The 26767-nt window shown below is 69.3% G+C and carries 22 protein-coding genes; 6 read left to right on the top strand and 16 right to left on the bottom strand.

The window, feature by feature from the left end:
• Positions 1–2162 precede the first annotated feature (2162 nt).
• The 4 genes from AB0M08_RS08015 to AB0M08_RS08000 form a co-directional block, all read right to left on the bottom strand.
• Entirely contained in the window at positions 2163–2492 is a 330-nt protein-coding gene (locus AB0M08_RS08015; protein ID WP_364490317.1) for a hypothetical protein, read from the bottom strand.
• Positions 2493–2644: 152 nt separating this feature from the next.
• Entirely contained in the window at positions 2645–2851 is a 207-nt protein-coding gene (locus AB0M08_RS08010; protein ID WP_364490314.1) for a hypothetical protein, read from the bottom strand.
• Between the two features lie 311 nt (positions 2852–3162).
• Entirely contained in the window at positions 3163–4590 is a 1428-nt protein-coding gene (locus tag AB0M08_RS08005) for an IS1380 family transposase (RefSeq protein WP_364490311.1), read from the bottom strand.
• A gap of 107 nt (positions 4591–4697) precedes the next feature.
• Positions 4698–5300, bottom strand: a complete 603-nt coding sequence (locus AB0M08_RS08000) for a polymorphic toxin-type HINT domain-containing protein (RefSeq protein WP_364490308.1) — start codon at positions 5298–5300, stop codon at positions 4698–4700.
• Positions 5301–5318: 18 nt separating this feature from the next.
• Here AB0M08_RS08000 and AB0M08_RS07995 point away from each other — a divergent pair, with 18 nt between their 5' ends.
• Positions 5319–5924, top strand: a complete 606-nt coding sequence (locus AB0M08_RS07995; RefSeq protein WP_364490305.1) for a LamG domain-containing protein — start codon at positions 5319–5321, stop codon at positions 5922–5924.
• Between the two features lie 60 nt (positions 5925–5984).
• Here AB0M08_RS07995 and AB0M08_RS07990 read toward each other — a convergent pair whose 3' ends face one another.
• From AB0M08_RS07990 to AB0M08_RS07940, 11 genes are all read right to left on the bottom strand, one after another.
• On the bottom strand, positions 5985–7682 hold the full coding sequence (locus AB0M08_RS07990) for a GGDEF domain-containing protein (protein ID WP_364490302.1): 1698 nt from the start codon (positions 7680–7682) through the stop codon (positions 5985–5987).
• 159 nt (positions 7683–7841) lie between these two features.
• Complete coding sequence (locus AB0M08_RS07985) at positions 7842–8942, bottom strand: oligopeptide/dipeptide ABC transporter ATP-binding protein (RefSeq protein ID WP_364490299.1); 1101 nt, start codon at positions 8940–8942, stop codon at positions 7842–7844.
• On the bottom strand, positions 8939–9922 hold the full coding sequence (locus AB0M08_RS07980) for an ABC transporter ATP-binding protein (protein ID WP_364490328.1): 984 nt from the start codon (positions 9920–9922) through the stop codon (positions 8939–8941). Before AB0M08_RS07980 ends, AB0M08_RS07985 begins: the two co-directional genes overlap by 4 nt.
• Positions 9923–9927: 5 nt before the next feature.
• Entirely contained in the window at positions 9928–10887 is a 960-nt protein-coding gene (locus tag AB0M08_RS07975; RefSeq protein ID WP_364490296.1) for an ABC transporter permease, read from the bottom strand.
• Positions 10884–11891 carry an ABC transporter permease gene (locus tag AB0M08_RS07970; RefSeq protein WP_364490293.1) on the bottom strand — a complete coding sequence of 336 codons (1008 nt, stop codon included), beginning with the start codon at positions 11889–11891 and terminating at the stop codon, positions 10884–10886. Before AB0M08_RS07970 ends, AB0M08_RS07975 begins: the two co-directional genes overlap by 4 nt.
• Before the next feature lie 4 nt (positions 11892–11895).
• On the bottom strand, positions 11896–13545 hold the full coding sequence (locus AB0M08_RS07965; protein WP_364490291.1) for an ABC transporter substrate-binding protein: 1650 nt from the start codon (positions 13543–13545) through the stop codon (positions 11896–11898).
• A 160-nt stretch (positions 13546–13705) separates the two neighbouring features.
• Positions 13706–15913: a S8 family serine peptidase gene (locus AB0M08_RS07960; protein WP_364490289.1), complete on the bottom strand. Its 2208-nt coding sequence runs from the start codon at positions 15911–15913 to the stop codon at positions 13706–13708.
• A gap of 144 nt (positions 15914–16057) precedes the next feature.
• Positions 16058–16189, bottom strand: coding sequence for a hypothetical protein (locus AB0M08_RS07955; RefSeq protein WP_364490286.1), 132 nt, complete (start codon positions 16187–16189; stop codon positions 16058–16060).
• 40 nt (positions 16190–16229) lie between these two features.
• The gene (locus AB0M08_RS07950) at positions 16230–16592 is read right to left on the bottom strand and encodes a hypothetical protein (RefSeq protein WP_364490283.1); all 363 of its coding nucleotides are present in this window, start codon (positions 16590–16592) and stop codon (positions 16230–16232) included.
• Positions 16593–16632: 40 nt separating this feature from the next.
• Complete coding sequence (locus AB0M08_RS07945; protein ID WP_364490280.1) at positions 16633–16887, bottom strand: hypothetical protein; 255 nt, start codon at positions 16885–16887, stop codon at positions 16633–16635.
• 40 nt (positions 16888–16927) lie between these two features.
• On the bottom strand, positions 16928–18775 hold the full coding sequence (locus tag AB0M08_RS07940; RefSeq protein ID WP_364490277.1) for a cellulase family glycosylhydrolase: 1848 nt from the start codon (positions 18773–18775) through the stop codon (positions 16928–16930).
• Between the two features lie 130 nt (positions 18776–18905).
• Here AB0M08_RS07940 and AB0M08_RS07935 point away from each other — a divergent pair, with 130 nt between their 5' ends.
• The 4 genes from AB0M08_RS07935 (at position 18906) to AB0M08_RS07920 (ending at position 22857) form a co-directional block, all read left to right on the top strand.
• Positions 18906–19949 carry an endo alpha-1,4 polygalactosaminidase gene (locus AB0M08_RS07935; RefSeq protein WP_364490274.1) on the top strand — a complete coding sequence of 348 codons (1044 nt, stop codon included), beginning with the start codon at positions 18906–18908 and terminating at the stop codon, positions 19947–19949.
• A 23-nt stretch (positions 19950–19972) separates the two neighbouring features.
• A complete protein-coding gene (locus AB0M08_RS07930) occupies positions 19973–20488 on the top strand; it encodes a SigE family RNA polymerase sigma factor (protein ID WP_364490271.1) in 516 nt (171 codons plus the stop codon).
• Entirely contained in the window at positions 20481–21461 is a 981-nt protein-coding gene (locus AB0M08_RS07925; protein WP_364490268.1) for a hypothetical protein, read from the top strand. The genes AB0M08_RS07930 and AB0M08_RS07925 overlap by 8 nt, the downstream gene beginning before the upstream one ends.
• Positions 21462–21621: 160 nt before the next feature.
• Positions 21622–22857 carry an Ig-like domain-containing protein gene (locus AB0M08_RS07920; RefSeq protein ID WP_364490265.1) on the top strand — a complete coding sequence of 412 codons (1236 nt, stop codon included), beginning with the start codon at positions 21622–21624 and terminating at the stop codon, positions 22855–22857.
• A gap of 88 nt (positions 22858–22945) precedes the next feature.
• Here AB0M08_RS07920 and AB0M08_RS07915 read toward each other — a convergent pair whose 3' ends face one another.
• Complete coding sequence (locus tag AB0M08_RS07915; RefSeq protein ID WP_364490262.1) at positions 22946–25279, bottom strand: fibronectin type III domain-containing protein; 2334 nt, start codon at positions 25277–25279, stop codon at positions 22946–22948.
• Between the two features lie 66 nt (positions 25280–25345).
• Between AB0M08_RS07915 and AB0M08_RS07910 the strand changes: the two genes are divergently transcribed.
• The gene (locus tag AB0M08_RS07910; RefSeq protein ID WP_364490259.1) at positions 25346–26725 is read left to right on the top strand and encodes a S28 family serine protease; all 1380 of its coding nucleotides are present in this window, start codon (positions 25346–25348) and stop codon (positions 26723–26725) included.
• The last annotated feature ends 42 nt before the right edge of the window (positions 26726–26767 follow it).

Raw genomic sequence — 26767 nt, 5'->3', positions numbered from 1 at the left:
ACTCCACGATGGACGGCATCTCGGACACCCGGACATCCTGCCCAACAACCCCACCAAGATCAAACCGGCCCGAAACGACCGACCTGATTAGTTACCATTGGTGAAGCCGTCCGCTGCCATTCGCTGGCGAGTCGCCGCTTCTCCCATCGCACCGTGAGGTAGTCCAGTCACCGGGCACTCCCCTACGTTATGCACTAACACGGGCGTTGTGCCGGCGAGCACATACAGGATCAAGAACGGCCCGGCCAAGGCCGGGCCGCGCGCACGCGCTACACCTTCGGCCCGCGCGCAGGCACCCGACGGAGCGGCAGAAGCGAGAAGCCGCCACGGCGCTGCAACAGGCCGTGACGATTTCTTCGCTGGACGAGCTCCGCAGTGGTTCCGGGGATCGACGCCACGACGCTACGCGCCGAGGCACCGGACAGGCCGCGGCCATCACACCGAGCTGGTGACTGCTCGATCACGTCCCATCGCCGCCCGTCGACTACCTCGGTGCACCACCAACAAGGCATCGATGCATTTACGCACACGCTAAGTATCTGACATCAACCGGGACACACAACTACGACCTTCAGCACGCGACGGAGCGAGACCGACCCCCAAGGTGATGGCATCACTCCGTCGGGAGAACACCTATCCAGTTACGGTCGCGGCTCTTGCACCCCCTCCTGATATCGCTCCAACAGATCGACGAGCATGTCCGTTAGCCCAACCTCACAATCGGCCGGGAGTCGGTCAAGAGAAATCTCGCCCTCTAAAATGCCAGTCGCCCTAGTAGAAGCAATCAGGTAGGACCAATGAAGGGCGGAGCCGTGACCGACAATCTGATCTGCGACATAATCGCGGAAACCCGCCAACGGCACGCCATCGAACGCGGCATTATATCCCTCCACGAACGCGACCGCCGTAGCGAATCGATCATCTAGCAAGTACATCCGCCGCCGGCGTCGAAGATGGAAGCAGAGCTCAGAGACGTTCATGATCCATCACCCCACCGGAGTAAACGAAAGATACTCACCATACTCCCATTGAGCGCGATACGCATTCAATGGCATGCCTGTTCGCCCAGTAAACCCATCGTATACCGTACCATCCGTTGATAACGGCATAGTGCTCAATCCACTTGCCGAGGGGATCACGAACTGATGGCCCGAGCGCCGGAGCACCATACGCATCCTTGATATGAACAACGTCACCACCGACAATTTTTTGGATCTCCGTAGCGCACGCCTTGCAGTTGTCCATGGCTGGCACTGGCCACCCATTCGGACCAATTTCACAAGCTGGCCCAGTGTTGTGGACGAGTACGGACGTGTTGCCGGCGAGCACATAGTACGTGTGGACGCGACCGGCGACTACGCTACGTCACACCTGACTCCACCTGCGATTTCAGAAGGATTGGCCGTCCCGAAGAACCACGATCATCGATCGTGACAGCAACGGTGACAGCAACCCCCCACGCACAACCACGACCACGGGCGGACCACCGGGCACGGAACGAAGCGCCGGAGCATGCCCATGCACCAGAGGAGACCAACAGCGGCCGGCGCCGCGAGGGTACGAGGCCGCCCCTCCGGCCTCAAGGGCGCTACCGCGTCGCCACAGCGACCGCCCTACGGGCGACCCTTGACCCCGGAGACCACTACGGCCCCGCAGACGCCACGATCACGCGGGCAGACACCCATGGCGCCCACCCCAGCCACGCCGCCGACCGCCGCCCGGACAGCCGAGCGCCAACGAGCACCCGAAAGGTTAGCTTCAGACTGTTTCACGGTGCTATGAGTAGAAGAGTCTGGCCAAGAAAAGCTATACGTAATCAAGAAGGGCCCGGCCGAAGCCGGGCCGCGCGCACGCGCTCAAGGCCTACGGCCCCGCGCGCACGCCTGGCGAAGCAGAGCGCTTCCGATCTGCGCATATCGGCATGCATACACAGCCCAGGCCATGGTATTGATATTTTTAGATTGACTTGATCAACTGACATCAACCGCGACAGCAACGCCAGCGCATCACGGCGTACGCGAGCGTGCACGAGCGCAGCCCACGCCCGGCGCATGGACGACCTGCCAATGTCCAGGTTGGTGACGGAAGTTGGAAGTCACGCACCTTCCGTCACCAATACAGATCTTGAACAATCTGATTCAGCGCCAATATCAGCCGACACGCTATCCCGCGCTAGGAGGCTTCGAAAAGGTACGACCAGAGTTGAATGCGTTGCTCAGCACCCGGATCTTCTCCTGATCTGGCCCTTCCTCAAAGGTCCCCTCATTGTCTGCCAGGAAGTCCCTCCACGCGTCACGCTCACGCTCCATCAAGTCATCATTGTGCGAAGGGTTTTCAATCATGCTGCGGTACCCCCACAGCGCACTAATTCCAAATGTCCCCTCATCTCGCTTAACGAAGCTCCAGTCAGAAGGAAGTTTGGCATCGGTAAAATCGAACAGTTCAACGTGAGCCCAGATCGGCCGAACACCGTCATTCAGGACAAGGAGCATGAGATTTCCTCGACTGATAGCCATTGCGTAGACCGCGTAGGCACCGTCGACCGTTAACTGAAATTTAGTTGATTTTAAGTTCCCACTCCGGCTTAAGACTGATTCCGGCAAGTCACTGCCACGATTTCCAACACAGATTACCCGCATAACCATCAGTCGACCGCTCCCGGAACCCAGTCCTTCACCTTGAGGTCGTCAACTGCACCTGTCGTAGTCTGGTATTGGTAATGAATTTCCACGTCATCAATCGTCTGGGTCATCTTTTGCCAACCTTTATCGGCCGGCCATCTCGGATCCATTTGAGGAACCCTCACCAATCTTTCACCGGCCTCCGGATTATTCCTCACTTCCAGCAGCAAATCCTCTTCCCAGTCGACGTGAGGTCGTCGCGCAGTGCTGCCCCGCGACGGATTTTGCACAGGTCCAAAACACGGACCCGCATTGTGTACGAGGACCGGTGTTGTGCCGGCGAGCACATAGTACGTGTGGATGCCCGCAACGGTGAGATTAACCTCGATTCGTCAGAGGGTCTTGCTCCCTGCCTGACCGTTTCGGCTTGACCGTTTTGTCCACTCGTGGTGGGTGGCGGGTCGCCACGTGTCGCTGTGGACGCGCGAGGTCTCCGGGCCCCGGGAGGCGGCCTTTCTGCTGGTAGGTACAGGATTGAAGGTCAGGTGGCCGGTGGTAGCAGGGTGAGGCGTTGCCAGCAGAGGGTGAACGCGTCGGCCCAGGGCCAGGTCTCGGAGATGGACAGGACACGGCGGCGGGCGTGGGTGGCCAGTTTCGCGGGTAGGTGCAGTAGCCGGTAGCGCAGCGTTTCGGGTTCGGCGTGAGCGAGATCCGGCTGGTCGTGCAGGCCGAGCAGCCGGGTCCAGGCGGTCAGGTCGGCGGCGATGTTCGCCGTGAGGACCCAGGCGCGGTTGACGGTCCAGGCTTTCGACGGCAGGTTCCGTAAGCCCATCGCCTTGGCATGCCGGACTTGATCTTCCACTCCAGCGTGGCTTCTGTGGAGCGCATCGATCCACTGCGGCTGATGTGAGCCGGGCACACCGGCGATGCGGGTGATGTTCGTGGCCACGATCCGGTACCGCCAGCCGGTACGTTTCTCCAGGTCGGTGAGGTTCTTGACGTGCCGAGCCGACGGCTTGGTGCGCCGCACGGTCAGCCGCAGCTTGCCGTTCCACCTGTCCAGGCGCTGGTTGAGACCGGTCAGTTCGGCCACATGCGCGGTGCCGGTGGCGGTGCCGTCCTGGTTGAGGCCGTCGGTCCACGCGTCGGCGGGGACCTGTTCGATCGCGGTCTCGTCGGCGTCGGTGATCGTCCAGCCGACGGTGAACTTCACGCTGCGCCACAGCCGGTTCATCGCCTCGATGTGGTCGAGCAGTTCGTGGGTGGCGCCGGCCCCGTCGACGCGGATGAGGATCTTGCGCCGGTAGGCGACCGGCAATTGGTTGATCGCAGCGCCGAGGACCCGGATGTGATCAGCGACGGTGTTCGACCCCGCGTTACCGGATCTGAGCAGCATGGCCAGACACTCCGCCGTGTTGGAACACCAGGCGCCGAGCGGGTGGAAGCCATAGCCCTTCTTGAAGGTGGCCGCCGCGCCCTGCTTGTCGCTGTGAGCGGCGATCAGGGTGGCGTCCAGGTCGATGACCACCCACCCGGACAGCAGTTTCCCGGCCACGGTCAACCACGGGAACCCCTGCGGTCGACGTGAGAGCAGGTCCCAGACCCGGGCGCGGACCTTCGCCCGCGCCTTGCCGATCCGTTTCAATGCCGTCTCGTCGAGACCGGCCAACGCGCGGCGGACGGTCGATTCCGACGGCCGGTCACCGAGGACCAGGTCCTGATGGGCGAGCAACGCGATGTCGGACATGCTCGTGGCGCCGAGCACGAGCGTGACCGCGAGGCAGACCAGGACCGTGCCGCGGTCCCACCAGCCCGGGCCGTCACCACGCGGCAGCACCTTGTTCAACCCGCCGGTCAGCCCCACTCGGTCCGCGCATTTACGTATCAAGACCGCGCCCGCGTGCCCGACCAGGCCCTTCCCGCCCGAGCCGACGACCAGCCGCTGATCCCACCCGCTACCCTTACTCACCTGAAAGGTGCACCTTGCTCTGCTGTGGATTTGATCTAGACACTCACATCCTTGCAGGTCAGGTGCACCTTTCTTTCGTCACCCTCGATCAGTCAAATCTCCGCTGATCAGGGGAGGTTAAGCATCCGCTTGGCGCTGAGGAAAGCGTGAACTGCAACCACACTGACCGGGGCCCCGTCGACACTCCTAAGATGGTCCCCGGGCTGGAGGTCGCCGGCGTCGGTCCAGAGAGAGGTGTCGACGGACCAGAACGGATGGCCTTGAGTGGTGTGGACAACCGACTGCCGACTACTCCCGTCCTCGACGACCAGATCGACCAGGTCGGTATCGACGTTGTCGTGGAGGGCCGTGACCTCCTTCGCCTCGGTGTCTCCGGCTTCCGGGTCGCTGGCGAGGACCTCGTCGCCGACCTCAACGTCGTCGATGGTCTTGGTGGTTCCGTCCGCCAGTAGGACCCGTGTCTTCGGGTCGAAGCTGTTTGCTGCTCTACATCCTGACGCGACCAGGTTAAGGCCCTCGATGGACTCAACGTCGACGCGGAGCAGCTTGCCGCCGTATTTTACTGCCAGCCCCTCAGCGGGAATGAACGCGAGTGATGTCAGAGCGGCTTCGCCGTAGTCGTGGTTCTCGGTGGCCCGCTCGTCACCGCTCTGGCAACCGGGACCGGTACCGGCACGATCACCGCGCAGACCCTCACCCCGCCGGCTCACTTCTGGCCACTCAGCGATGTGAGCGAGGAGAGCGCCGTCACCACCGCCGCGGATGTCGCGGGCACTCTCACCGGAACCGGTCAGGGCGGGGCCACCTGGAACAACGGCGAGACCTTCGACCCGGACGCCCAGTTCGACGGCAGCACCGGAACGATCACCGCGGGCCACGCGGTCAGCAGCGACGGCAACTTCACCGTCTCGTTCTGGGTCAAGCCGAGCGTCCTGAGTCAGACGGTGATCTCGCAGGATGGGACCGAGGGCGCCATCTTCAAGATCTATCCGTCCATCAACACGTACTGGGCCTTCGCCATGGCCAGGACCGACGACCCGGCCAGCACGGTGCTGTGGGATGCGGCGATCTCCGCGACCGGAACCACCAAGCTGGGCATCTGGTACCACATCACCGCCACCTACGACGCCTCCACCGATCTCATGTCGCTCTACGTCAACGACAAGCTCGCCGGCACCAAGAGCCACACCACCCTGAGCGACAAGTCCAACGGAAACCTGCAGATCGCTCGCATGCGCGTCACCGCCGCCAGTACCGGTTACAGCGGCTACACCAAGAGCGAGATCGCCAACGTCCAGACGTGGAACAGCGTCGTCAATCCCGTGGGTAGGTAGCCACGCTGCTGTCCGCCTCCGGCCGTGGAAGGGGCCGCCGCCCGGGCTGCGGCCCCTTCGTCAGGAGTGGGCCGGGGCGCTGGTGGCGGCGACGCGGCCGCGGCCGGTGCCCTTGGCGTAGTAGAGGTTGCGGTCGGCGCCGGTCAGCAGGGTCGGGAGCTCCTGGACGCCGCCGCGGTGGACGCCGATGCTGATCGACACGGCCAGGCCGCGGGCCAGGTCGTCCCAGGGCTCGGTGCGGACCGCGTCGATGATCTGCTGGGCGCGCTTCTCCGGGTGGTTCGGGCCGGCGCCGGCCAGGACCACCACGAACTCGTCGCCGCCGAGACGGGCGGCCAGGTCGACCGGGCGTACGTGGGCGGCCAGGATGTCCGAGATCCGGGCCAGGACCAGGTCGCCGACGTCGTGGCCGAAGCGGTCGTTGACCTGCTTGAAGTGGTCGACGTCGATCATCATGACGGCGTACTCCCGATCATCGCGGACGGGAGGGGCGGCGGGGGCCCCGGCGGGAGAGCCGCCGGTGGCCGGCGCGGCGCCGGGGACCAGCAGCGCGTTGAGGTAGGCGTGGTAGCCCCGGCGGTTCGCCAGGCCGGTCAGCTCGTCGACCAGGAGCTGCTGGCGCAGGTGCTCGTGGTCGCGGCGCTGGCGCTCCACCTCGATCGCGTCGCGCAGGCCGGCCAGCTGGTCGAGGCGGGCGTTCCAGCGCAGCCGGGCCAGCTCGTCGGCGTACGCCACGGCGGCCGGCGGCGTGCCGGGCTGCCGGGCGGCGATGCTCATGCAGAGCAGCCGGGTCCCGGGCGGCGTGGCCCAGCCGAGGCGGCCGGCGAGATCCGCGGCGAGCCGGGCGGCCGCGTCGAACTCGGCCGCGGCGGCGAAGGGCGCGACGAAGGCGGGTACCGCGGCCGCGCGGGCGGCGGCGATCCGGGCGGCCGCGATGGCGGCGCCCAGCGCGACGATCGCGGTGGCCGAGACGCCCGTGCTCGGGGCGTCCGGGGGCAGGGCGATGTCCGCCGGGCGGCCGCCGGCCAGGGCGGCGAGCAGGTGCAGGTGGGCCCGGTGCTCCAGCTCCCAGCTGGCCGGCCAGTCCTCGTCGACGGCGGTGAGCCCGCCGGGCAGCGCGGCGGCGGCGTTGCGGGCCGCGGCGTCCCAGTTGCCGATCATGGCCTGGGCGCTGGCCCAGTCGAGCACCACCTCGGCCCGGTTGTACGCGAGCACCCGTCGCTGCAGCAGGATGGTGCCGGCCAGCCGCGAGTCGTCGGCGCCGTCCAGGGCCTGCTCGGCGAGGTCGTAGTACTCTACGGCCAGCTCCCAGAAGCCCAGCTCCTGCGCGGCGACGCCGACCTCGATCAGGGCGCCGGCCCGGTGCACCACCGGGCCGCTCCGCTCGTCGAGCAGCGCGACCGCGCGGACCAGCGGGATAGCGGTCGAATCGGTCACGTCGACGGCGGGTTTCAGGGTGGTGCCCCGCGCGGCCACCGTGGCCAGCGCGAGCGCGAGCAGGACCGTCTCGCCGGTGCTCTCGGCCAGGTCGATCATGGCGCGCAGGTGCTCGACGTTGTCCAGGCCGGAGTCGCGGGTGGCCATCGTCCGGGCCCACTTGAGGATCAGCCGGACGTCGGTCCAGCCCCGCTCGATCGCCGCGTCCTCGGCCGCCGCGATCTCGGCGTCCACGTTCTGGCCCTGGGCCAGGCCGACCAGGTCGTACGCCCGCTCGATCGCCGCCGCCCGGGCGTCGTCCAGTCCGCCGGCGTTCGGCACGGGCCCGCCTCCCCTGTGATCCGCGTCGCCACGCGTCACCACGCTCGTCGTCTCCCCATCGGCAGCCCGGGCATTCTCCCATGAGCTTGTCACCCTCCGAGCGCGATCGGGAGCCCTGGGTGGCCGAGACCGATCACCCCGCCGAGGACCAGGGGAAAGTTACGGCGTGGGAAGGTCGGGGCGAGTCTGGATCAGGCCGTCGCCCGCGCCGAGGACCGTGTCCGGGTGGACGAGCTCCGCCCGGACCTCGTGCGGCGGCAACTCGCCGCTGAGGATCTCCGCGGCGAAGTGGCACGCCACCCGCTGGCCGGAGTCGTCGAAGGGCAGCATCTCTGGCCGCTCCTGGGCGCACCGGCTCCGCGACCAGGGACAGCGCGTCCGGAAACGGCAACCGCTCGGCGGGTTCGCCGGCGAGGGCAGGTCACCGGCGAGCAGGATGCGCTTGCGCCGGTCCTCCACCGCCGGGTCCGGGATGGGCACGGCCGAGAGGAGCGCCTTCGTGTACGGGTGGAGTGGCCGTTCGTAGAGCCGGTCGCCGTCCGCCTCCTCGACCAGCGCACCCAGGTACATCACCCCGGTGGTGTCCGCGATGTGCCGGACCACGGCGAGGTCGTGCGCGATCACCAGGTAGGTCAGCCCGAGGGACTCCTGCAGGTCGGCGAGGAGGTTGACCACCTGCGCCTGGATCGACACGTCCAGCGCGGAGACCGGCTCGTCGGCGACGATCAGCTCGGGCCCGAGGACCAGCGCCCGCGCCAGGCCGATGCGCTGCCGCTGGCCACCGGAGAACTCGTGCGGGTACCGGTTCAGCGCCGACGCGGGCAGGCCGACCGCGTCCAGTGTGGTGCGCAGCCGCTCGCGCGCCGCGGCCCGGTCCCGGTGCAGGCCGTGCGCCGTGAGCCCCTCGGCCAGCAGCGACTCCACCGACTGCCGCGGGTCGAGGCTGGCCAGCGGGTCCTGGAAGACCATCTGCATCCGCCGCCGGAACCGCCGCATCTGCTCGCCCTCGAGCGCGCGCACGTCGGTGCCGTCGAAGACGATGCCGCCGCCGGTCGGCTCGACGAGCCGGAGCAGGCCGCGGCCCAGCGTCGACTTACCGCACCCGGACTCGCCGACCAGCCCGTACGTCTCACCGCGGCGGATGGTGAGCGACACCCCGTCGACCGCGTGCACGTGACCGATCGTACGGTCGAAGAGAAGTCCGCTCTTGATCGGAAAATGGACCTTGAGGTCGTCGATCCGGACGAGGACGTCGCTCATGCCGGGATCTCCTGGGGCACCGGATTCGCGCACCGCAGCGCGCCGCCCCGGACGGTGGGCTCGATCGGCACGATCGCGCCGACGCACGGATCGGCCACCCGGTCGCAGCGCGGGGCGAACGCGCACCCCTCCGGCCAGGGGATGGTGTCGCCGACCGAGCCGCGGATCTGGTGCAGCCGCTCGCCACGCCCGAGGTCCAGCCGGGGGACCGATCTCAGAAGGCCCTGGGTGTACGGGTGCCGGGGCCCCGCGAAGAGATCGTGGCGGCCGGCCCGCTCGACGACCCGGCCGGCGTAGAGGACGTTGACGGTGTCGCAGAGCCCGGCCACCACGCCGAGGTCATGGGTGATCATCACGAGCGCGGTGCCGGTGCGGTCGACCAGGTCCCGGAGCAGCGCGAGGATCTGCGCCTGGATGGTCACGTCCAGCGCGGTGGTCGGCTCGTCGGCGATCAGCAGCCGCGGCTCGCAGGCCAGCGCGATCGCGATCAGCGCGCGCTGCCGCATGCCGCCGGAGAGCTGGTGCGGGTACTCGGTGAGCCGCCGCTCCGGGTCCGGCACGCCGACCGCGTCGAGCAGCCGGCGCGCCTCGCGCAGCGCCGCCCGCCGGGTACGCCCCCGGTGCCGTTCCAGCACCTCGGCCACCTGGAGTCCGAGAGGGATCACCGGGTTCAGCGACGAGAGCGGGTCCTGGAAGATCATGCCGATGTCCCGGCCGCGCCGGTCGCGCAGTTCCCGGGGACGCAGCGTGAGCAGGTCGGTCCCCTCGAAGCGGACCTCGCCGGTGACGGTGACGCCGCGCCGGGGCAGCAGTCCCATGATCGCCAGGCTGGTCACCGACTTGCCGCAGCCGGACTCGCCGACCAGCCCGACCGTCTGTCCGGGCTCCACGGCGAAGCCGACGCCGTCCACCGCGGTGACCGGCGCGGCACCCCTGCGCCGGAAGACGACGGAGAGGTCGCGGACGTCGAGCAGGGGCATGCCGTTCACCGCCGGTTCTTCGGGTCGAGCGCCTCGCGCATGCTCTCGCCGACCAGGGTGAAGCCGAGGGCGACGAGGATGATCGCGCAGGCCGGGAAGTACGCCAGCTCGGGCCGGACCTCGAAGTACCGGACACCGTCCACCCCGAGCATCAGGCCCCACTCGGCCCGGTTGATGTCCGGGTCGCCGAGGCCCAGGAACGACAGCGCGGCCGCGTCCAGGATCGCCACCGCGAAGGTCAGCGTGGCCTGCACGATGACCGCGGTGAGCGAGTTCGGCAGCATGTGCCCGAGCACGATGGTCCGCCGCCTGACGCCGAGCGCGCGGGCCGCGAGCACGTGGTCGCTCTCCCGCTGGGCGAGCATCGCGCCGCGCAGCAGCCGGGCGAAGATCGGCACGTTCACCACCGCGACGGCGACGATCACCGTCCACTGGGTGGACTCCCGGGCCAGCGCGACCAGCGTGATCGCCAGCAGCAGGCTGGGCAGCGCCAGCATCACGTCGGTGATCCGCATGACGATCACGTCCACCCAGCCGCCGATCGCCCCGGCGATCGCGCCGAGCAGCACGCCGCAGAGCAGGCCGATCAGCGTGGCCAGCACGCCGACCAGCAGGGTCTGCCGGGCGCCGTAGATCATCCGGGACGCGAAGTCGCGGCCCAGCGGATCGCTGCCGAGCGGGTGGCCCGCGCTCGCACCGGGGATCGAGTCGACCGTCAGCTCCCGGGTCAGCTCCGGGAACCGCTGCGCCGGATCGTGCGGGGCGACCAGCGGCGCGAGGATCGCGACGGCGAGGAAGAGCAGGATCACCACCGCGCCGACGATCGCGGTGGGGTTGCGGGACAGCCGGCGGAACGCGTCGCGGAGCAGGCTGCTGCCGCCCGCCGCGGCGGTCCGCGCGGTCAGCTCGTCGATCCGGCGGCGCTTGTGGTCGGCGAGCGCGGTGATCTCCCCGGTGCCGCTCATCGCACACGCACCCTCGGGTCGATCACCGCGTACGAGAGGTCCACCAGCAGGTTGACCACCACGAAGACGGCCGCGGCGAGCAGGATCAGCGCCTGCAGCACCGGGTAGTCGCGGCCGCCGCTGATCGAGTCGGTGATCAGCGTGCCGAGGCCGCCCCAGTTGTAGACCTTCTCGGTGAGCACCGCGCCGGCCAGCAGCGCCCCGGTCTGCAGGCCGATCGTGGTGACCACCGGGAGCAGTGCGTTGCGCAGCACGTGCCGCCGCCGGATGACGGCGTTCCGCAGGCCCTTGGCGTCCGCGGTCCGGATGTACTCCTCGTCCAGCACGTCCAGCACGCTGGCCCGGGTGATCCGGACGATGATCGCCAGCGGGATGGTCGCCAGGGTGACCGCGGGCAGCACCAGGTGCCAGAGCGCGTCGGCGGAGGCGTCCCACTCCCGGGTCAGCAGCCCGTCCAGCACGAAGAAACCGGTCACGTCGGTGTTCTCCAGTCCGGTGCTGATCCGGCCGGACGGCGGGAAGACGTGCACGCCCTGGGTCAGCCAGTCCTTGAGGAGGTAGCCGAGGAAGAAGATCGGGATCGAGATGCCGAGCAGCGTGACGACCACGGTCGCGTTGTCGAGCAGCAGCCCGTGGTGCCGGGCCGCGAGGTAGCCCAGCGGGATGCCCAGACCGACGGCGATCACGATCGCGGCGACGGCCAGCTCGACCGTCGCCGGGAAGGACCGGCCGATCACCGCGGTGACCGGCTCCCCGGTCCGGATCGAGTTGCCGAAGTCACCGGTCACCACGTTGCGCAGGAAACGGCCGTACTGGACCCAGATCGGCTGGTCGTAGCCGAGGGCCCGGGTCAGCAGCGCGCGGCTCTGCGGGGTGGCCCGCTCGCCGAGCAGTGCGTCGACCGGGCCGCCCGGAAGGCTGCGCAGCCAGACGAAGACCAGCGTGGCCAGGGCGATCAGCGTGACGCCCAGCTGGATCAGGCGGCGCAGGACGACGCGTACCATCGCCTTAGCTGGTCAGGGAGACGGTGTTGAACTGCTCGGCGGTGAGCGGGCTCGGCACCAGCCCCTGCACGTTCTTGGTGGTGACCAGCGCCGGCGGGGCGTGCCAGATCGGCACGGCCGGCAGCCACTTGGTCGCGAGGTCCCGGTTGACCTGCTCGAACGCGGCCCGCTTGGCCTCCTGGTCGACGGTCGCGTCGGCCTTGTCGATGGCGGCGAACATGTCGGTCATCGCGGCGTCGCCGAACTCGGTCTTGGCCCGGCCGAAGAACGTGCCGACGAAGTTGCCCGGGTCGTTGTAGTCGCCGGTCCAGCCGAGGATGTGCAGGTCCTGCTTGCCGGCCTGCTGCACGTCGTCCTTGAAGCCGCCGTTCCACGGCCGCGGCACCCCGTTGACCTTGATGCCGGCGGCCTGCAGGTCGTTCGCCAGCACCGTGAAGATCTCCTGCGGGTTCGGCATGTACGGCCGGGACACCTCGGTCGGGTAGTAGAAGTTCAGCGTCAGACCGGTCGCGCCCGCGTCGGCCAGCAGCTGCTTCGCCTTCGCCACGTCGTACTCGTACTTCTGCACGTCGGTGGCGTAGCCGAGCACCGACTCGGGCAGGAACTCGTCGGCCACCTTCGCGCCGCCCGGCCCCTTGGTCTGCACGAGCTGGGCCCGGTTCAGCGCGTACGCGATCGCCTGCCGTACCCGAAGGTCCTTGAGCTTGGGGTTGTTCTTCTGATTGATGCCCAGGTAGAGGATGTTGAACGCGGGCCGCTCGAGGACCTGGTAGCCCTCGCTCGCCAGGGCGGTGCGGTCGGCGGGCGCCGGGAAGTCGATCGCGTGCACGGTGCCGGCCCGCAACTCCTGCTTCCGGGTGTTCTCGTCCTTGATGACCTTGATGACCAGCGTGCCGACCTTGGCCTTCTCGCCCCAGTAGTCCGGGTTCCGCTTCAGCGTGATCTCGCCGGTCGCCTTGTTCCAGCCGCCGAAGGTGAACGCGCCGGTGCCGGTCGGGTGCTCGTTCGCGAACGCGCTGTAGGAGAAGGAGTCGCCGCTCTGGGTGACCGTGTCGCCGTCGTACTGCTTGATCGCGGTGGGGCTCGCGATGGAGAACGCGGTGAGCGCGAACGCACCCGGGAAGGCACCCTTGTACCGGGTCATCGTGACGACCGCGGTGGAGGCGTCCGGCGCCGCGCAGTTGTCGTAGACGGCGTCCGGGCTGCCCTCGAACCCGCCGAAGACGTCGGCGTAGTAGATCATCTGGGACTGGGCGGCCTCGCCCTTCATCCGGTACCAGCGGTCGAAGTTCGCGCAGACCGCGGTGGCGTCCAGCGGGGTGCCGTCGTGGAACGTCACGCCCTGGCGCAGCTTGAACGTCCAGATCTTGCCGGTCGCGTCGTTGGACCAGCTCTCCGCGAGGCCGCCGGTCAGCTCGGCGGTGCCCGGCTTGTGGGTGATCAGCGTGTCGTACAGCTGCCGGATCGGGCGGAACGACTCCCCGTCGTCGTTGAAGATCGGGTCGAAGTTCTTCGGGTCGCCCGCCCCGGCGAAGATGAAGGTGCCACCGTCGCCGGCGTCGTCGCCGTCGCCGCGGTCGCTCTCCGCGCACCCGGCCGCCCCGATCGCCATCGCCGCGACGACCGCCACGGCGATGATCCTTGGTGTACGCATCGTGTCCACCCCGTCCTGTGGGTACGGATAAACGCTGTGACGGCTGGTAACCGCTGGCGCGACGATATCCATTCACGATGATCAAAGTCTGTTTTCGGTATCGGATCGTGTCCTTCCCGTCACGGATTTCCACCGGACGGGAAGGACACGATCCGGTTGCTCAGAGGGTCAGCTTCCAATGGTCCAGGTAACCCGCGGCGCCGCCGGTGATCTGGTCCTCGACGTGCAGGATCCAGACGCCGTTCGCGGACTTGCCGCCGACCAGGACGAGGTACGTGCGGAAGACGTCCGCGGTGCCCGACGCCTTGGTCTGCTGCAGGACGATCCGCTCACCGTCCGGCGCGATCAGGTACAGCGTCAGATTGCGCTCGGAGGGCTCGACGATGCGTACCTCGACGTAGCTCTTCGCCGCCGGCGAGCGATCACAGTCGGACACGGTGATCGGGCTCTCGACGGTGGCCCGGTCCGCGATCGCGTAGTCGGTCCCGCTCGCCCCACCGCACACCGGGACCGCCAGGTCCTCCCCCGCCAGGTTCAGGGTCCAGGAGTCGAAGACACCGCTGGCGTACGGGCCGTTGTCCTGGATCCGCAGCGTCCACGCGCCGTCCGCGGTCTCCGGCGACAGGTCGTGCGTGAACGTGTAGTCCAGGTCGTCGGCGGAGCTCCCGGTCCGGTCGATCAGGTGGTACGCCGTACCGTCCGGCGCGACCAGATCGACCACCAGGTCACCGATGTACGCGTGGTCGAGATGCACCTCGACCGTGCTGTTCACCGCGCCCGTTCCGGTACACCCGGCGATGGTGACCGGGAGGTACGCGTACCCGACCGCCGGCAGGGCCGTGTCGGTGTCGTTCGTGCCGACGCATCCGGGCGCCGCCGCGACGGTGACCGTGAGATACGCCGCCCGGGTCGCGCTCGTCCCGGTGCCGAGGACCAGCAGGTGGTACGTGCCGGCCGCGGTCTTCGCCGTGGTGGCGACGGTCAGCGTGCTCGTCCCGCCGGTGGTGATCGAGGCGGGCGCGAACGTCGCGGTGACACCGGCGGGCAGCCCGCTCGCGCTCAGCGCGATCTGCTGGGCCGCACCCGCGGTGAGCGCCGCCGAGACCGTGGCCGTGACGGTGCCGCCGGCCGTGATCGGGCCGCTCGCCGTCGCGACGGCGAGCGCGTAGTCGTCGGCGGGCGTGGCCTGGTCGACGTAGAGCAGCCGGTTCGGCGAGCCGGTACCCGGGTCCGGGATCGCGTCCGGGGTGGCGTCCGCGAGCAGCTCGGTGGCGACCTGCGCCGGGGTGTACTCCGGGTGGTCGGCCAGGATCAGCGCGGCCGCGCCGGCCACGTGCGGGGTGGCCATCGAGGTGCCGCTGTACGTGTGGGTGGCGGTGTCGTCGCCGACGTACGCCGAGACGATGTCCCGGCCGGGCGCGAACACGTCGACACAGGAGCCGATGTTGGAGAAGTCCGACCGGGTGTCGTCCGCCTCGACGGCGCCCACGGTGATCGCCTCGGGCGTGGCGGCGGGCGTGGACCCGCAGGCGTCGCCGCCGTAGTCGTTGCCGGCCGCGATCGCGTACGTCACCCCGTCGGCGATCGACTTCTGCACGGCGGTGATCTCGGCGGCGTACACCCCGGTGCCGCCCAGGCTCATGGTGGCGACGGCCGGCGCGCCCGCGGCGTGGTCGGCGGTCACCCAGTCGACACCGGCGATCACCGTGGCGGCCGAGCCCGACCCCGCGCAGTCCAGCACGCGCACCGAGACCAGCTGCACGTCCTTGGCGACGCCGTAGGTCGTACCGCCCACGGTCCCGGCCACGTGCGTGCCGTGCCCGAGGCAGTCCGAGGCGTCCGCGTCCCCGTCGACGAAGTCCCACCCGGACCGGACCCGACCGGCGAACTCGGTGTGGGTCAGGTTCACCCCGCTGTCGATGATGTAGGCGGTCACGCCCGCGGCGTCGTTCGGGGCGGCGTACGCGCCGTCCAGCGGCAGCGCGCGCTGGTCGATCCGGTCCAGCCCCCAGGAGCCCACGTCGCTGGCGTGCACCAGATGGTTCTGGGTGACCGACGCGACGGCCGGGTCGGCGGCGAGCCGCCGGGCCCCCTGCTCGGTGAGCGTGGCCTCGAACCCGCGCAGCGCGTGCGTGTAGGTCCGGACGACACCACCGCCCTGCGCCCCGGCGAGCGCTCGCGCCTGGGCGGCGACGTCGCCCGCGCCGTCCTCGAGGACCACGATGTACGAGCCCGCGACGGCGCCCGGCCCACCGGTTCCCCGCACTTCCCCCTCGGCGGGGGCGGCGAGCGCCGGCGCCGCGACCACGAGCCCCGCCAGCATCACCCCCGAGACCAGTAGTGCCCGGGCCTTTCGTGCCGAATTCAAGGTCGTTCCTCCCATGTAGGCGGTACGACCTCTTCGGACGTATCAAATGCGCTGAACGTTCACCATTTCGGACCATCCGGCTCAGGAGTACAACCGGGCGAGGTCGACGAGGAGGATCCGGTCATCCGCTGCGGCGGCGGCCGCTCACCACGCCCAGCGCGCCCCCTCGGTCGCCGCCGAGGTCATGGTCGCAAAGGTGACGAGCCCGTCCCACTCCCGGGCACGGCCGAAGATGTCACAGAAGTACAGTTCTGAGAACTGTACTTCTGTGACCATCAGGCTCCCCACTGTGACAACACCGTCGAGTCACGGGCGCTCAGCGCGGGATCTGGAACGGGCGCTGCCTGCCCAGTTCTGCCCGCAACTCGGTGGGCAGGTGGCCGGCGATGTCGGCACCGGGCTCGTTCGGCAGGGGCAGGTTCTCCACGAACGAGACACCGATCAGCTCCTGCACGTCCGCGTCCCCCTCTCGGAGCCCGGCATCCAGGTAGTCAAGGAGGCGCAGCCACTCCTGGTCGCGGCCGGCCTGGAAGCCCTCCACCACCCACTGGGTGACGACATAGAAGAACATGTGATCCAGCAACTCGTCATTGTCGGCGATGTGCTCGTCGTACAGAGGCCTCAGGCCGGGAAAGTCCGTAACCAGTCGACGGACGAAAGCTTGGCTGGAATCGCTCATCGTTGTCCCCAGATCGCGCGCATGAGTTGGTCTCGGAGTGTCACCGCGGCAGCGCGGTCACCCGCCGTCGCCATCGTGTCGAGCCGATCACACCAGTCGGCGAGTGCAGCGACGTTGTAGTCGCGGCGTCCTGGACATAGGCCACCCGCTGGACCAACCGCGACTGACCAGACCATTCACCATCCTCGGCCTCATCGGATGATGTTGAAACGGTCGTGTAGGAGCCCTCGAGGAACGGTGCCAGATGGATACCGAAGAAGCCGACGGGCGGGTCGCGGCGATACGGCACATCCACCCGGCACGACACGAAACTCGTACCATGCTGAGTCACTCGCCTACGAGCGGCAGTAGATCGCGGCCGGGCTGCCGGAGGAACCGATGCGGCGGGTGAAGGCGATGCCCGCGACGTACTCGCCCACCTCGCACTGGCCCTTGTAGGCGCCGGACGCGAAGTCGCCGCCCGGATTCCCGGACGGGCGGGTGTCGGAGCGGTCGAACCAGACGGTGCGGCCGGTCGACGTGCCCGCCGAGGAGAGGGCGCAGAGTGCGCTGGAGACCACGGCGCCGCGGACCGCGTAGCCGATCACGAAGCCGCCCGCCGGGCACTCGAACTTCGTGTAGCCGGACGCCCAGTCGGCCGTCACGTACGCCTCGCCGGTCACCACGCGATACGACGACCAGGGCGCGGGCATGTCGGTGCAGAGGCCACGGTTGCCGCTGTGTGCCAGGCCGGTCAGCGCCTGGCCGTCCGGGCACGCCGTCTTGCGGGCACCCACGTCCCAGTCCCCCGCCTGGCGCATGGTCGCCGACTGTACGAAGTCGGCGTGGTCCGGGCTGAGCATGGCGAAGCGCCGCACCGGCTCGACCAGCCCTGTCCTGGCGTCGGCGGCGATCAGCCGGGTCCAGTCGGCGGCACGCCAGTCCCCACCGTCCGTCACGGTCGTACGGGAACCGGAGGCGGACCAGGAGAGCAGAGCCCAGCCATCGGAGCCACGGGCCTCGGTCCAGCCGGCGATCGGCCAGTAGGCGAAGTCGGCGTCCGCCTGGATCAGGTAGTCGACGACATGGTGGAACCAGGCCTGCGAGACCGCGTCGGAGTTGAGTCCGATGCCGAACTCGCTGATCCAGACCGGCGCGGTGAAGTGCTGTCCGGCCTGGTCGGCGACGTAGAACGCCTGCCGGTAGAGGGTGGCGAACAGCTCGTCGCGGGTCATGTCCCGGTAGCGCGGGTCGGTCGTCTCGCCGATCCCGGTGGCGCCGCTGTGGTTCGGGCCGGTGTAGTCGTAGAAGTGCGCCGAGTAGACCAGCTTGCCCGAGGTGACCAGCGTGTGGGAGAGCTGCGCGACCGGGGTGAGCGTGGGACGGCCGTGCGGGAAGCCGTCGATCGGCAGCCCGGTCCAGTTGATGCCCTCGACCACGATCAGCAGGTCCGGGTTCGCCTCGGTGAGGATGCGGTCGCCGAGGTGCTGCGCGGCGGCGAACCAGTCGCGGTCGTCGCCGGAACCCCAGTTCGGGTCGGAGAGGACGTCGCGGCGCACCTCGTTGTAGAGGTCGGCGCCGGCCACCCGCGGGTCGTCCCGGTACCGGGCGGCCATGAAGAGCCAGTCGGTCTCCCACTGCGCGGTGCTCTGGCTCGCGTTCCACCGCTCGTTGCCGTCGAGACCGCAGCACCAGCGCGTGGTGTTGGTGTGGTTGTTCAGGATCACGGCGAGTCCGGCGGCGGTCAGCGCGGCCACCGCGGCGTCGTACACCTGCAGTGGGGTGTCGCCGCGCAGCTGCGGGTTGGCGGCGACGGCGGCGTCCGTGACCGGCACCGTGTCGTGGATCATCTCGTTGGAGAACGGCAGTCGCACGCTGTTCAGGCCCAGCTCCACGAAGGACGCCACGATCTCCGTGATCGGCGCCCGGTCCAGGCCGAGCGGCATCCGGTTCGCGTTCTCCCCCGCGTGGTTGTTCGCGTCGTCGGCCGGATCCCCGCTGCCGGTCCAGGTGCCGCTCGCGCCGTACCAGTTCCCGGACCTGAGCTTGAACCGCTGCCCGGTGGCGTCGACGACGTACCGGCCGCGGGTGCTCAGCGGCGGCGTCCAGCCGTCGGCGAGCGAGGCCACCGCGGGCCCCGGCACCAGGATCAGCGAGGCGAGGAGGGCGACGGCTGCCAGCACCCGGGAGACCGTGACGGACACACCCCCATCTCATCGCCAAACGTCGATCCTGTCCAGGCGCGGAAAGTTTTTTCGATCTTTCGGCAGCAACCGGGGACGGCCATCGCGTTCACAGGGGGAAGCAGCTCTGGACGCGTGAGGAGTCACATCGATGGCAGTCAACCGCAGGAGGCTCACGGTGGGGGCCGCCGCGACGGCGGTCGTGCTCGGCGTGATCGCGGTGGGCATCGGCACCGCGAACGCCGGCACCCGGGCGCCCTGGTGGGGCGGCAAGCCGCACCGGACGACCACCACCGCCGCCGCCACGGCCGCCGCGAGTGCCACCCCGAGCGCCTCGACGGCGAGCGCCACGCCGAGTGTCACGCCGGGTGTCACGCCGACCAGCGCCACGCCGGGTGCCTCGACGACCAGCACCGCGGCGACCCCGGCCACGACCACGGCCGCGACCACGGCGAGCGCCACGGCGACCGGCGCGTGGACCGCGCCGCCGGCGAACGCGGGCGTCGACTACCAGATCGGCGGCGCGTACACGCTGCCGTCCGGTGTCACCGTGGTGAGCCGGGACCGCGAGGCGAAGCCGGCGAGCGGCGCCTACGACATCTGCTACGTCAACGCGTTCCAGGCCCAGCCGGGCGAGGAGTCGTGGTGGAAGAAGAACCACGCCGACCTGCTGCTCACCGACGGTGACGGTGAGCTGGTCGTCGACGAGGACTGGGACGAGCTGATGCTGGACGTCTCCACCGCGGCGAAGCGGACCGCGCTGACCGCGATCGTCGGCGCGTGGATCGACGGCTGCGCGGACGACGGGTTCGACGCCGTCGAGTTCGACAACCTGGACTCGTACACCCGGTCCGGTGGGCTGCTCACCCAGGCCGAGGCGGTCGCGTACGCCACCGCGCTCAACGCCCGCGCGCACGCCGCCGGACTGGCCGCCGGGCAGAAGAACCTCGCCGAGCTGACCGGCGCGAGCGCCACCGGCGCCGGGTTCGACTTCGCCGTCGCCGAGGAGTGCGCCGACTGGGACGAGTGTGACGCCTACACCGCCTCGTACGGGAACCGGGTGATCGTGATCGAATACTCGGAGAGCGGCTTCACCAAGGCGTGCAAGGCGTACGGCGATAAGCTCTCGATCGTGCTGCGGGACGTCGACGTCTCCACGCCGGGCTCGGATTCCTACGTCTATGAGGCGTGCTGAGGCACTGCCCCGAACGGGCCACGATGATCATTGACAGACCGGCCGCCGAGGACTTCGACGAGTTCGTCCGCGGCCGGGGCGGTGCGCTGCTGAGGTTCGCGTTCGTGCTCTCCGGCGACGCCCACCTCGCCGAGGACCTGGTCCAGGAGGTCCTCGCCCGTCTGCACCGGCGCTGGGACCGGATCACCGCGATGGAGAACGCCGAGGCGTACGTCCGGACCTCCATCGTGCGGCAGTTCCTGTCCTGGCGCCGGCGGCGGGCGTACCGGGAGGCGGTCCTGGCCGAGGTGCCGGAGCCGCCGGGCCTGGCCGACCCGCAGCAGGGCCTGGCCTCCCGGGACCAGATGTGGCGGCTGCTGCGCGGTCTGCCCCGGGCGCAGCGGGCCGTGCTGGTCCTGCGCTTCTACTGCGACCTGCCGGACGACGAGATCGCGGCCCTGCTCGGCTGCGGGAAGTCGACGGTCCGTTCCCAGGCCGCCCGCGCGCTCGTCCGGATGCGCGCCCTGATGAGCCAGACAGGAGTGGGCGTCGATGGATGAGCTGGACCGGCTGCTCGCCGAGACGATGCACGACGCCGCGGGCCGCGCACCCTCCGAGGCCGGCCTGCTGGGTACGGTCCACGACCGTTCCCGCCGCTACCACCGCCGCCGGGTCGCCGGGATCGCCGGTGTCACCGCCGCCGCGCTGCTGGTCGCCGCGGTCCCGCTGGTGGCCGCGCTCACCGCCCGTCCGCATGCGGTCACGCCACCCGCCGCGCCGGCGGTGTCCGCGCCCGCCTCACCCTCGGCGAGGCGGATATCGCTGACGGACGGATGGACCGCGCCGGCGTTCCCGTACGAGCTCCCCGCCGTCGCCGGGCTGAGCGACCCGATCGCCTCGGTGGACGCCGGGAGTGTGAGCGCGTTCTTCGAGGCCACCGAGCTGCGGGACCACGCGGACGTCACGGTCACCGTCGCCGGCGCCGAGCCCGCCCCGCCGGAGGGCGCGACCGCGGAGACGATGACGGTCCGCGGGCACACCGGCACGCTGCGCACGGTCGACGTCGCACCGGCGAAACAGCTCACGCTGACCTGGCGGGAGTCGGCCGGCGAGTGGATGCTGCTGGCCACCGACGACACCTACACGCCGGAGGAGGTGGTCGCGCTCGCCGACTCGCTGACCGGCGCGTCGATCGCCGTACTCCCACCTTTTGATCTTGAATTCAGTCCGAACGGCCTGATCACCGACACGGTCAGCGCCTCCCGGATGACGTTCCGCGCACCCGGCACGAGCACCGCGGGCTTCCGCACCGTCCTCCGCGAACACCACAAAATCAACAATCCAGATCAAAAGATTTCCGGGTACGACGCCACGCTCACCCGCACCGCGCAAAAGGTGACCCTGGAGGTGGACGTCGACGACTGGGACGCCGTCCTGGAGATCACGGTCGACGACGGCCTCGACATCACCGACGGTGACCTGATCCGCTACGCCGCCGGCGTCACCATCCTGAACCGGTCGGATCCCGAGTGACCGCCATCATCCTCCCCGGTGGACATCATGGTTCAAAGCGGTCAGAGTCCGAAATCAGCGTCGATCCGGGTTACCGCGCGGGATCCAGATCTGTCAAGATGACCTCCTTCAGGGCGCGACCCCTCCAAGCCCGGCGCGCCTGACCGCGAATGTGAGAGCCATGATTCAGCGACGCAAGGTCATCATCGGCACCCTCGGTGTTGCCACGGCCGCGACGGCCGCCGGATGTTCCGCACGCGGTACGGCGAGCGTCGGCACCGGCAGCACCACCTGGGTCGAGCCGGTGGCGAACAACCAGGAGGCCACCGCGGCGCCGGTGACGCTGACCGTGACGCCCGAGGACGACGCCACCGACGTCTCGCCGCTGAAGGCGATCACCGTCGCGGCCGCCGGGGGCACGCTGAAGTCGGTCACCGTCACGGCGGGCAAGGCGAAGATCGACGGCTCGCTGGACGCCGACGGAACGTGGACGTCGAGCGAGGACCTGGCGTACTCGAAGACCTACAAGGTGGTGGCCACGGTCACCGACAGCCTCGGCGTCGAGCAGGAGCTGAACTCCTCGTTCAAGACCATCGACCCGGACACCCTCGCGAAGATCACCTTCCAGTCGAACGCGCTCTCCGTACTCAAGGACGGCGGCACGTACGGCGCCGGCCAGCCGGTCATCGTCGCCTTCAACCACAGCGTCAACAAGAACGCGGTGGAGAAGGCGATCGAGGTCAAGACCTCCCCGTCGGTCGAGGGCAAGTTCTACTGGGTCAGCGACAAGATCGTGCACTGGCGCCCGGCGAAGTACTGGACCGCCGGCACCACGGTCAAGGTCAAGGTGAACCTGTTCGGCGTCAAGCTCGGCAAGGGCGTCTACGGCGCCCGCAACGCGTCGGCCGACTTCAAGATCGGGCGCCAGCTGATCGCGATCGCGGACACCCGCACCCACATGACCAAGGTCTACATCGACGGCAAGGTCGTGCGGACCATGAGGAGCAGCTTCGGCATGGGCGGCACCACCAAGGGCGCCGACGGCCAGACGGTCAGCTTCTGGACCGCGGGCGGCCCGCACGTGGTGCTCTCCAAGGAGCGCACGCACAACATGAGTTCGGCGAGCTACGGCGTCTCCGACCCGAGCAACCCGTACTACTACGACTCCGAGGAGATCGAGTACTGCACCCGCATCTCGTACTCCGGTGAGTTCCTGCACGCCGCCCCGTGGAACAGCCAGCTCGGCCAGTCGAACCGCTCCCACGGCTGCATCAACCTGAGCACCGCCGACGCCAAGTGGGTCTACGAGAACTTCATCGTCGGCGACGTCGTCGACGTGAAGAACAGCCCTCGCACCCTCCAGATCTGGAACGGCCTCGGCGACTGGACCGTCTCGTACGACAAGTACGGCGCCTGACCCCAGCCCGGCGGCCACCCGACCTGTCGGCTGGTGCTGAGGGGTGTGTCGAGGGCCTTGAGACACCCCCCAGCGCCGGCCGGGAACGTCAGTACGTGACGGCGGGGAACTCGGTGCGGGCCTGCTGGTACTGGGCCTCGTACTCGTCGGTCCAGCCGAAGGCCGCGGTGGCCAGCGGCTTCAGGTCCGCCCCGGCCGCGCCGCTCCAGAAGTGGACGAACTCGCCCATGTTCATGTCACGCGCGTACGAGCCGTTGGCCTGCGGATAGTTCGCCGCCAGCAGCTGGAAGAACTTCGCGAGCGGGGCGCTGTGCCCGTGATCGCGCCAGATCGGGTAGAACCAGTTCTTGAACCAGGCCGTACCCGCCCGCGGGAAGTCATCCGTGCCCGCCGTCTTCGCGGCGTACCAGCGCTCCGCGTCGGCCGTCATCCCCGTGCCGACGTACGCGTCGTACTGGAAGATCTCGGCCCACTTGCTGTCCTTCCAGAGGGCGAAGGCGGGCGACTCGTGCACGCCGTACCCACTGAGCTCGACGATGTGCGCGATCTCGTGCGAGGTCATGTCCCGCGCCTGGGTGTCCGTCGAGACCCAGTTCGAGTAGCCGATGTCGATGACGTTCCGGTTGTCGTGGCTGTCGTCGAAGACCGTCGCCGGGTGGCCGCCGCCGTACTTCCCCTGGTGGAAGACGGCCGCGAGCCGCGGGTTGCTGAAGTCGCCGTACGTCTGCCTGGTGTACGCCCACAGCTTCCCGGTGAACTCGGTCAGCCAGGCCGCCTGCGCGGTGTCCATGTCCGGGTCCAGGTAGACGGCGAGCCCGTCGTTGTACGACACCCGGGTGAGCGACTGCGTGTGCTCGAGCCAGTGTTCCTGCCAGGTCGCCGGGAGTTCCGCCGAGCCGGTGGTCGTGGTCGCCGTCGCGGACGGGCCGGAGGCGCCGGTCGCGTTCTTCGCCCGGATCCGGTAGAGGTACGCCGTCGCCCCGGTCAGACCGAGGTCGTACGCCTTCGTGGTGCCGGCCGCCAGCGACCGGGTGTAGCTCCAGCTCTGCCCGTCGGTGGAGCGCTCCAGGGTGTACCCGGTCGCCCACCGGTCCGCGGCGGCCCAGGTGAGGATCGCCTGGTCACCGGTGACGGCGGTCGCGGTGAGCGCGGTGGGCGCCGCGGGTGACGGTGCCGCGGTGGTACCCGTACCGAAGAGCTCCCACTCGGCGAGCTGCAGCTGGCCGGCGCCGTTGTTGGCGGTGACCCGCAGCCGGTACGACAGGTAGCCCGTCGTGTTGGTGAACGTGTAGTCCCGGCGCTGCAGCCGGGCCGCGAACGTCTCGCCGGTCCGGCTGTCCAGCGCGGTCCACGTGGTGTCGTCGTTCGAGCCCTCCAGCACCCAGCTCTTCGGGTCCCGGTCGGCCGCGTCGTTCGCCGAGGTCAGCGTGTACTCGGTGACCACCGAGCGGACCTTGGCGGTGTGCTTGATCCAGGACGTGGTGTCGCCGGTGTAGTACTTGGTGCCGGTCGCGTTGTCGGCGATCTTCTCGGCGCCCTCGCTGCCGGTGCGGTTGTGCTCGTCGGTGATGACGCCGTACATGTCGGTGATGTCGACGCCGGTCTCCGGCGCCGTGACGGTGACCGCCGCGGTCGGCGCGGAGGCCGTGTCGCCCGTGCCGACCGCCCGGACCCGGTAACTGCGGGTGCTCGCACCCAGCGCCGTGTGGTCGGTGTAGGTGACGGTCTCGGCCGGCACGGTGGCGACGGTCGTCCAGGCCGCGCCCTCCTCGGCGCTCTCGATCGCGAAGCCGGTCTCCGGGTACCCGCCGTCGTCCACGGTGGACTCGTCCGTCCAGCCGAGGTCGACCTGGTCGGTGCCGACCGCGGCGGCGACGAGACCACTGGGCGCGGCGGGTACGCCGTCACCCTGCGGCCAGAGCCGCCACTCGGCCATCTGCAGCGCCGGGGACCCGCCGTTCGCGGTGACGTTCAGCCGGTAGTACGCGTACGCCGCGGGGACACCGGTGACCAGGAAGCCCCGGGTCTGCGCCCGCGCCGCGAAGGTCTGCCCGGAGCGCTGGTCGAGCGTCGTCCAGGTGCCGCCGTCGGCCGAACCCTGCAGCGTCCAGTCCACCGGGTCGCGGTCCGGCGCGTCGTTCGCCGAGGTGATGGAGTAGCGGTCGACGACGGTCGCGGTCTTCGCCTGGTACTGCACCCAGCCGCTGGTGTTGTGGGTGAGGTACTTGGTCGTGGCGTCGTTGTCGGTCAGCTTGTCCAGGCCCTCGGCGGCCGATCCGGCCGCGTACTGGGACGTGAGGGTGCCTCCGTCGTCGGTCAGGTCGGCGGGGGTCTCCGCCGCCAGCGCGGGCAGGACGATCACTCCCGCGGTGACGACGGCGGCAGCCGGCAGGAGGTAGGCGAGTAGTTTTCGGGGTCTCACAGGGTCTATCGACGTATGCGAAGCGCTCCATGTTCAGCGATAGCCGCACGTCGATATGGTGTCACCGTGAAGACACGCATCGTCGCCATCCTCGCCTCGCTGCTGGTCGTGCTCTCGCCGGCCACCGCCGCGCGCGCCTCGGACGACCCGCTGCTCGATCGGCTGGAAGCGGTACCCGGCCTCACCGTCGTCTCGGAGACCGACGGCACCGGTTACCGGTTCTTCGTGCTGACCTACCGGCAGCCGGCCGACCACCGCCACCCCGATCGGGGCTCCTACGACCAGCGCCTGACCCTGCTGCACCGCTCGGAGACCGCGCCGACCGTCCTCTACACCAGCGGGTACGGCCTCGCCGCCACCCCCAGGCCGACCCAGACCGAGCCGACCGCGCTGCTCGGCGGCAACCAGGTCTCGGTCGAGCACCGCTTCTTCACCCCGTCGCGCCCCGACCCGGCCGACTGGTCGGACCTGACCATCCGGCAGGAGGCGGACGACGAGCACCGGATCGTCACCGCGCTCAAGGGTGTCTACTCCGGGCACTGGATCCAGACCGGCGGCAGCAAGGGCGGGATGACCTCGGTCTACCACCGGCGCTTCTACCCCGACGACGTGGACGGCGTGGTGGCCTACGTGGCCCCGAACGACGCGGTCAACGACGAGGACAGGGCCTACGATCACTTCTTCGGTACGGTCGGCGACAAGGCGTGCCGGGCCGCCCTCGACGACGTGCAGGCCGAGGCGCTGCGCCGCCGGGACACGCTGCTCCCCCGGCTGGAGGCGGACGCCGCCGAGCAGGGCTGGACGTTCGACGGGAGCATCGGGACCGCCGACAGGTCGTTCGAGATGACCGTTCTCGACACGGTCTGGGCGTTCTGGCAGTACAGCTCGTCGGACGACTGCGCGACGGTGCCGGACGCGGCGACCGCGACCGACGAGGAGATCTACGACTGGGTCGACACGGTGGCCGGCTGGAGCTTCTACACCGATCAGGGTCTGGAGTACTACTGGCCGTACTACTTCCAGGCCGCGAGTCAGCTGGGCTGGCCGAGCCTGCGCTTCGAGCACCTGCGCGGCCTGCGCCACTACCCGGGCCTCTACACCGCGAACTCGTCGCTCCCCCCGGAGCTGCGGCGGCGCTACGACCCGCGCCCGATGCGCGACGTCGACGCCTGGGTACGGACCTCGTCGGAGCGGATGCTCTTCGTCTACGGCCAGAACGACCCGTGGAGCGCCGAGCGGTTCACCCCGAGCCGGCACGACTCCGCGCTGTTCGTGGCGCCGGGCGCGAACCACGGCGCGAAGATCGCCGGGCTGGACGCGGCGGACAACGCGGCGGCGACGGCCATGCTGTTCCGCTGGGCCGGGGTGACGGCGAGCCTGGCCGCCACCGACGCCGTGGACCTGCCGCTGGACGACATGGTGGAGGACCGACCCGGCCGGGGGTGAGTCGTCGGCCACAAAACTATAGAAGGATCTTATATAAACAGT

The organism is Actinoplanes sp. NPDC051851 (assembly GCF_040681165.1).
Classification (GTDB): domain Bacteria; phylum Actinomycetota; class Actinomycetes; order Mycobacteriales; family Micromonosporaceae; genus Actinoplanes.
Note: the sequence above shows the minus strand (reverse complement) of the source record. Positions and strands in the feature narration are given on the sequence as shown.

Coding starts and splice junctions, on each gene's coding strand:
- AB0M08_RS07920 (WP_364490265.1), top strand. CDS start 21,622: ATGATTCAGCGACGCAAGGTCATCATCGGCACCCTCGGTGTTGCCACG.
- AB0M08_RS07980 (WP_364490328.1), bottom strand. CDS start 9,922: ATGCCCCTGCTCGACGTCCGCGACCTCTCCGTCGTCTTCCGGCGCAGG.
- AB0M08_RS07985 (WP_364490299.1), bottom strand. CDS start 8,942: ATGAGCGACGTCCTCGTCCGGATCGACGACCTCAAGGTCCATTTTCCG.
- AB0M08_RS07970 (WP_364490293.1), bottom strand. CDS start 11,891: ATGGTACGCGTCGTCCTGCGCCGCCTGATCCAGCTGGGCGTCACGCTG.
- AB0M08_RS07930 (WP_364490271.1), top strand. CDS start 19,973: ATGATCATTGACAGACCGGCCGCCGAGGACTTCGACGAGTTCGTCCGC.
- AB0M08_RS07935 (WP_364490274.1), top strand. CDS start 18,906: ATGGCAGTCAACCGCAGGAGGCTCACGGTGGGGGCCGCCGCGACGGCG.
- AB0M08_RS07975 (WP_364490296.1), bottom strand. CDS start 10,887: ATGAGCGGCACCGGGGAGATCACCGCGCTCGCCGACCACAAGCGCCGC.
- AB0M08_RS07950 (WP_364490283.1), bottom strand. CDS start 16,592: ATGAGCGATTCCAGCCAAGCTTTCGTCCGTCGACTGGTTACGGACTTT.
- AB0M08_RS07925 (WP_364490268.1), top strand. CDS start 20,481: ATGGATGAGCTGGACCGGCTGCTCGCCGAGACGATGCACGACGCCGCG.
- AB0M08_RS08015 (WP_364490317.1), bottom strand. CDS start 2,492: ATGCTCCTTGTCCTGAATGACGGTGTTCGGCCGATCTGGGCTCACGTT.
- AB0M08_RS07955 (WP_364490286.1), bottom strand. CDS start 16,189: ATGGTCACAGAAGTACAGTTCTCAGAACTGTACTTCTGTGACATCTTC.
- AB0M08_RS07965 (WP_364490291.1), bottom strand. CDS start 13,545: ATGCGTACACCAAGGATCATCGCCGTGGCGGTCGTCGCGGCGATGGCG.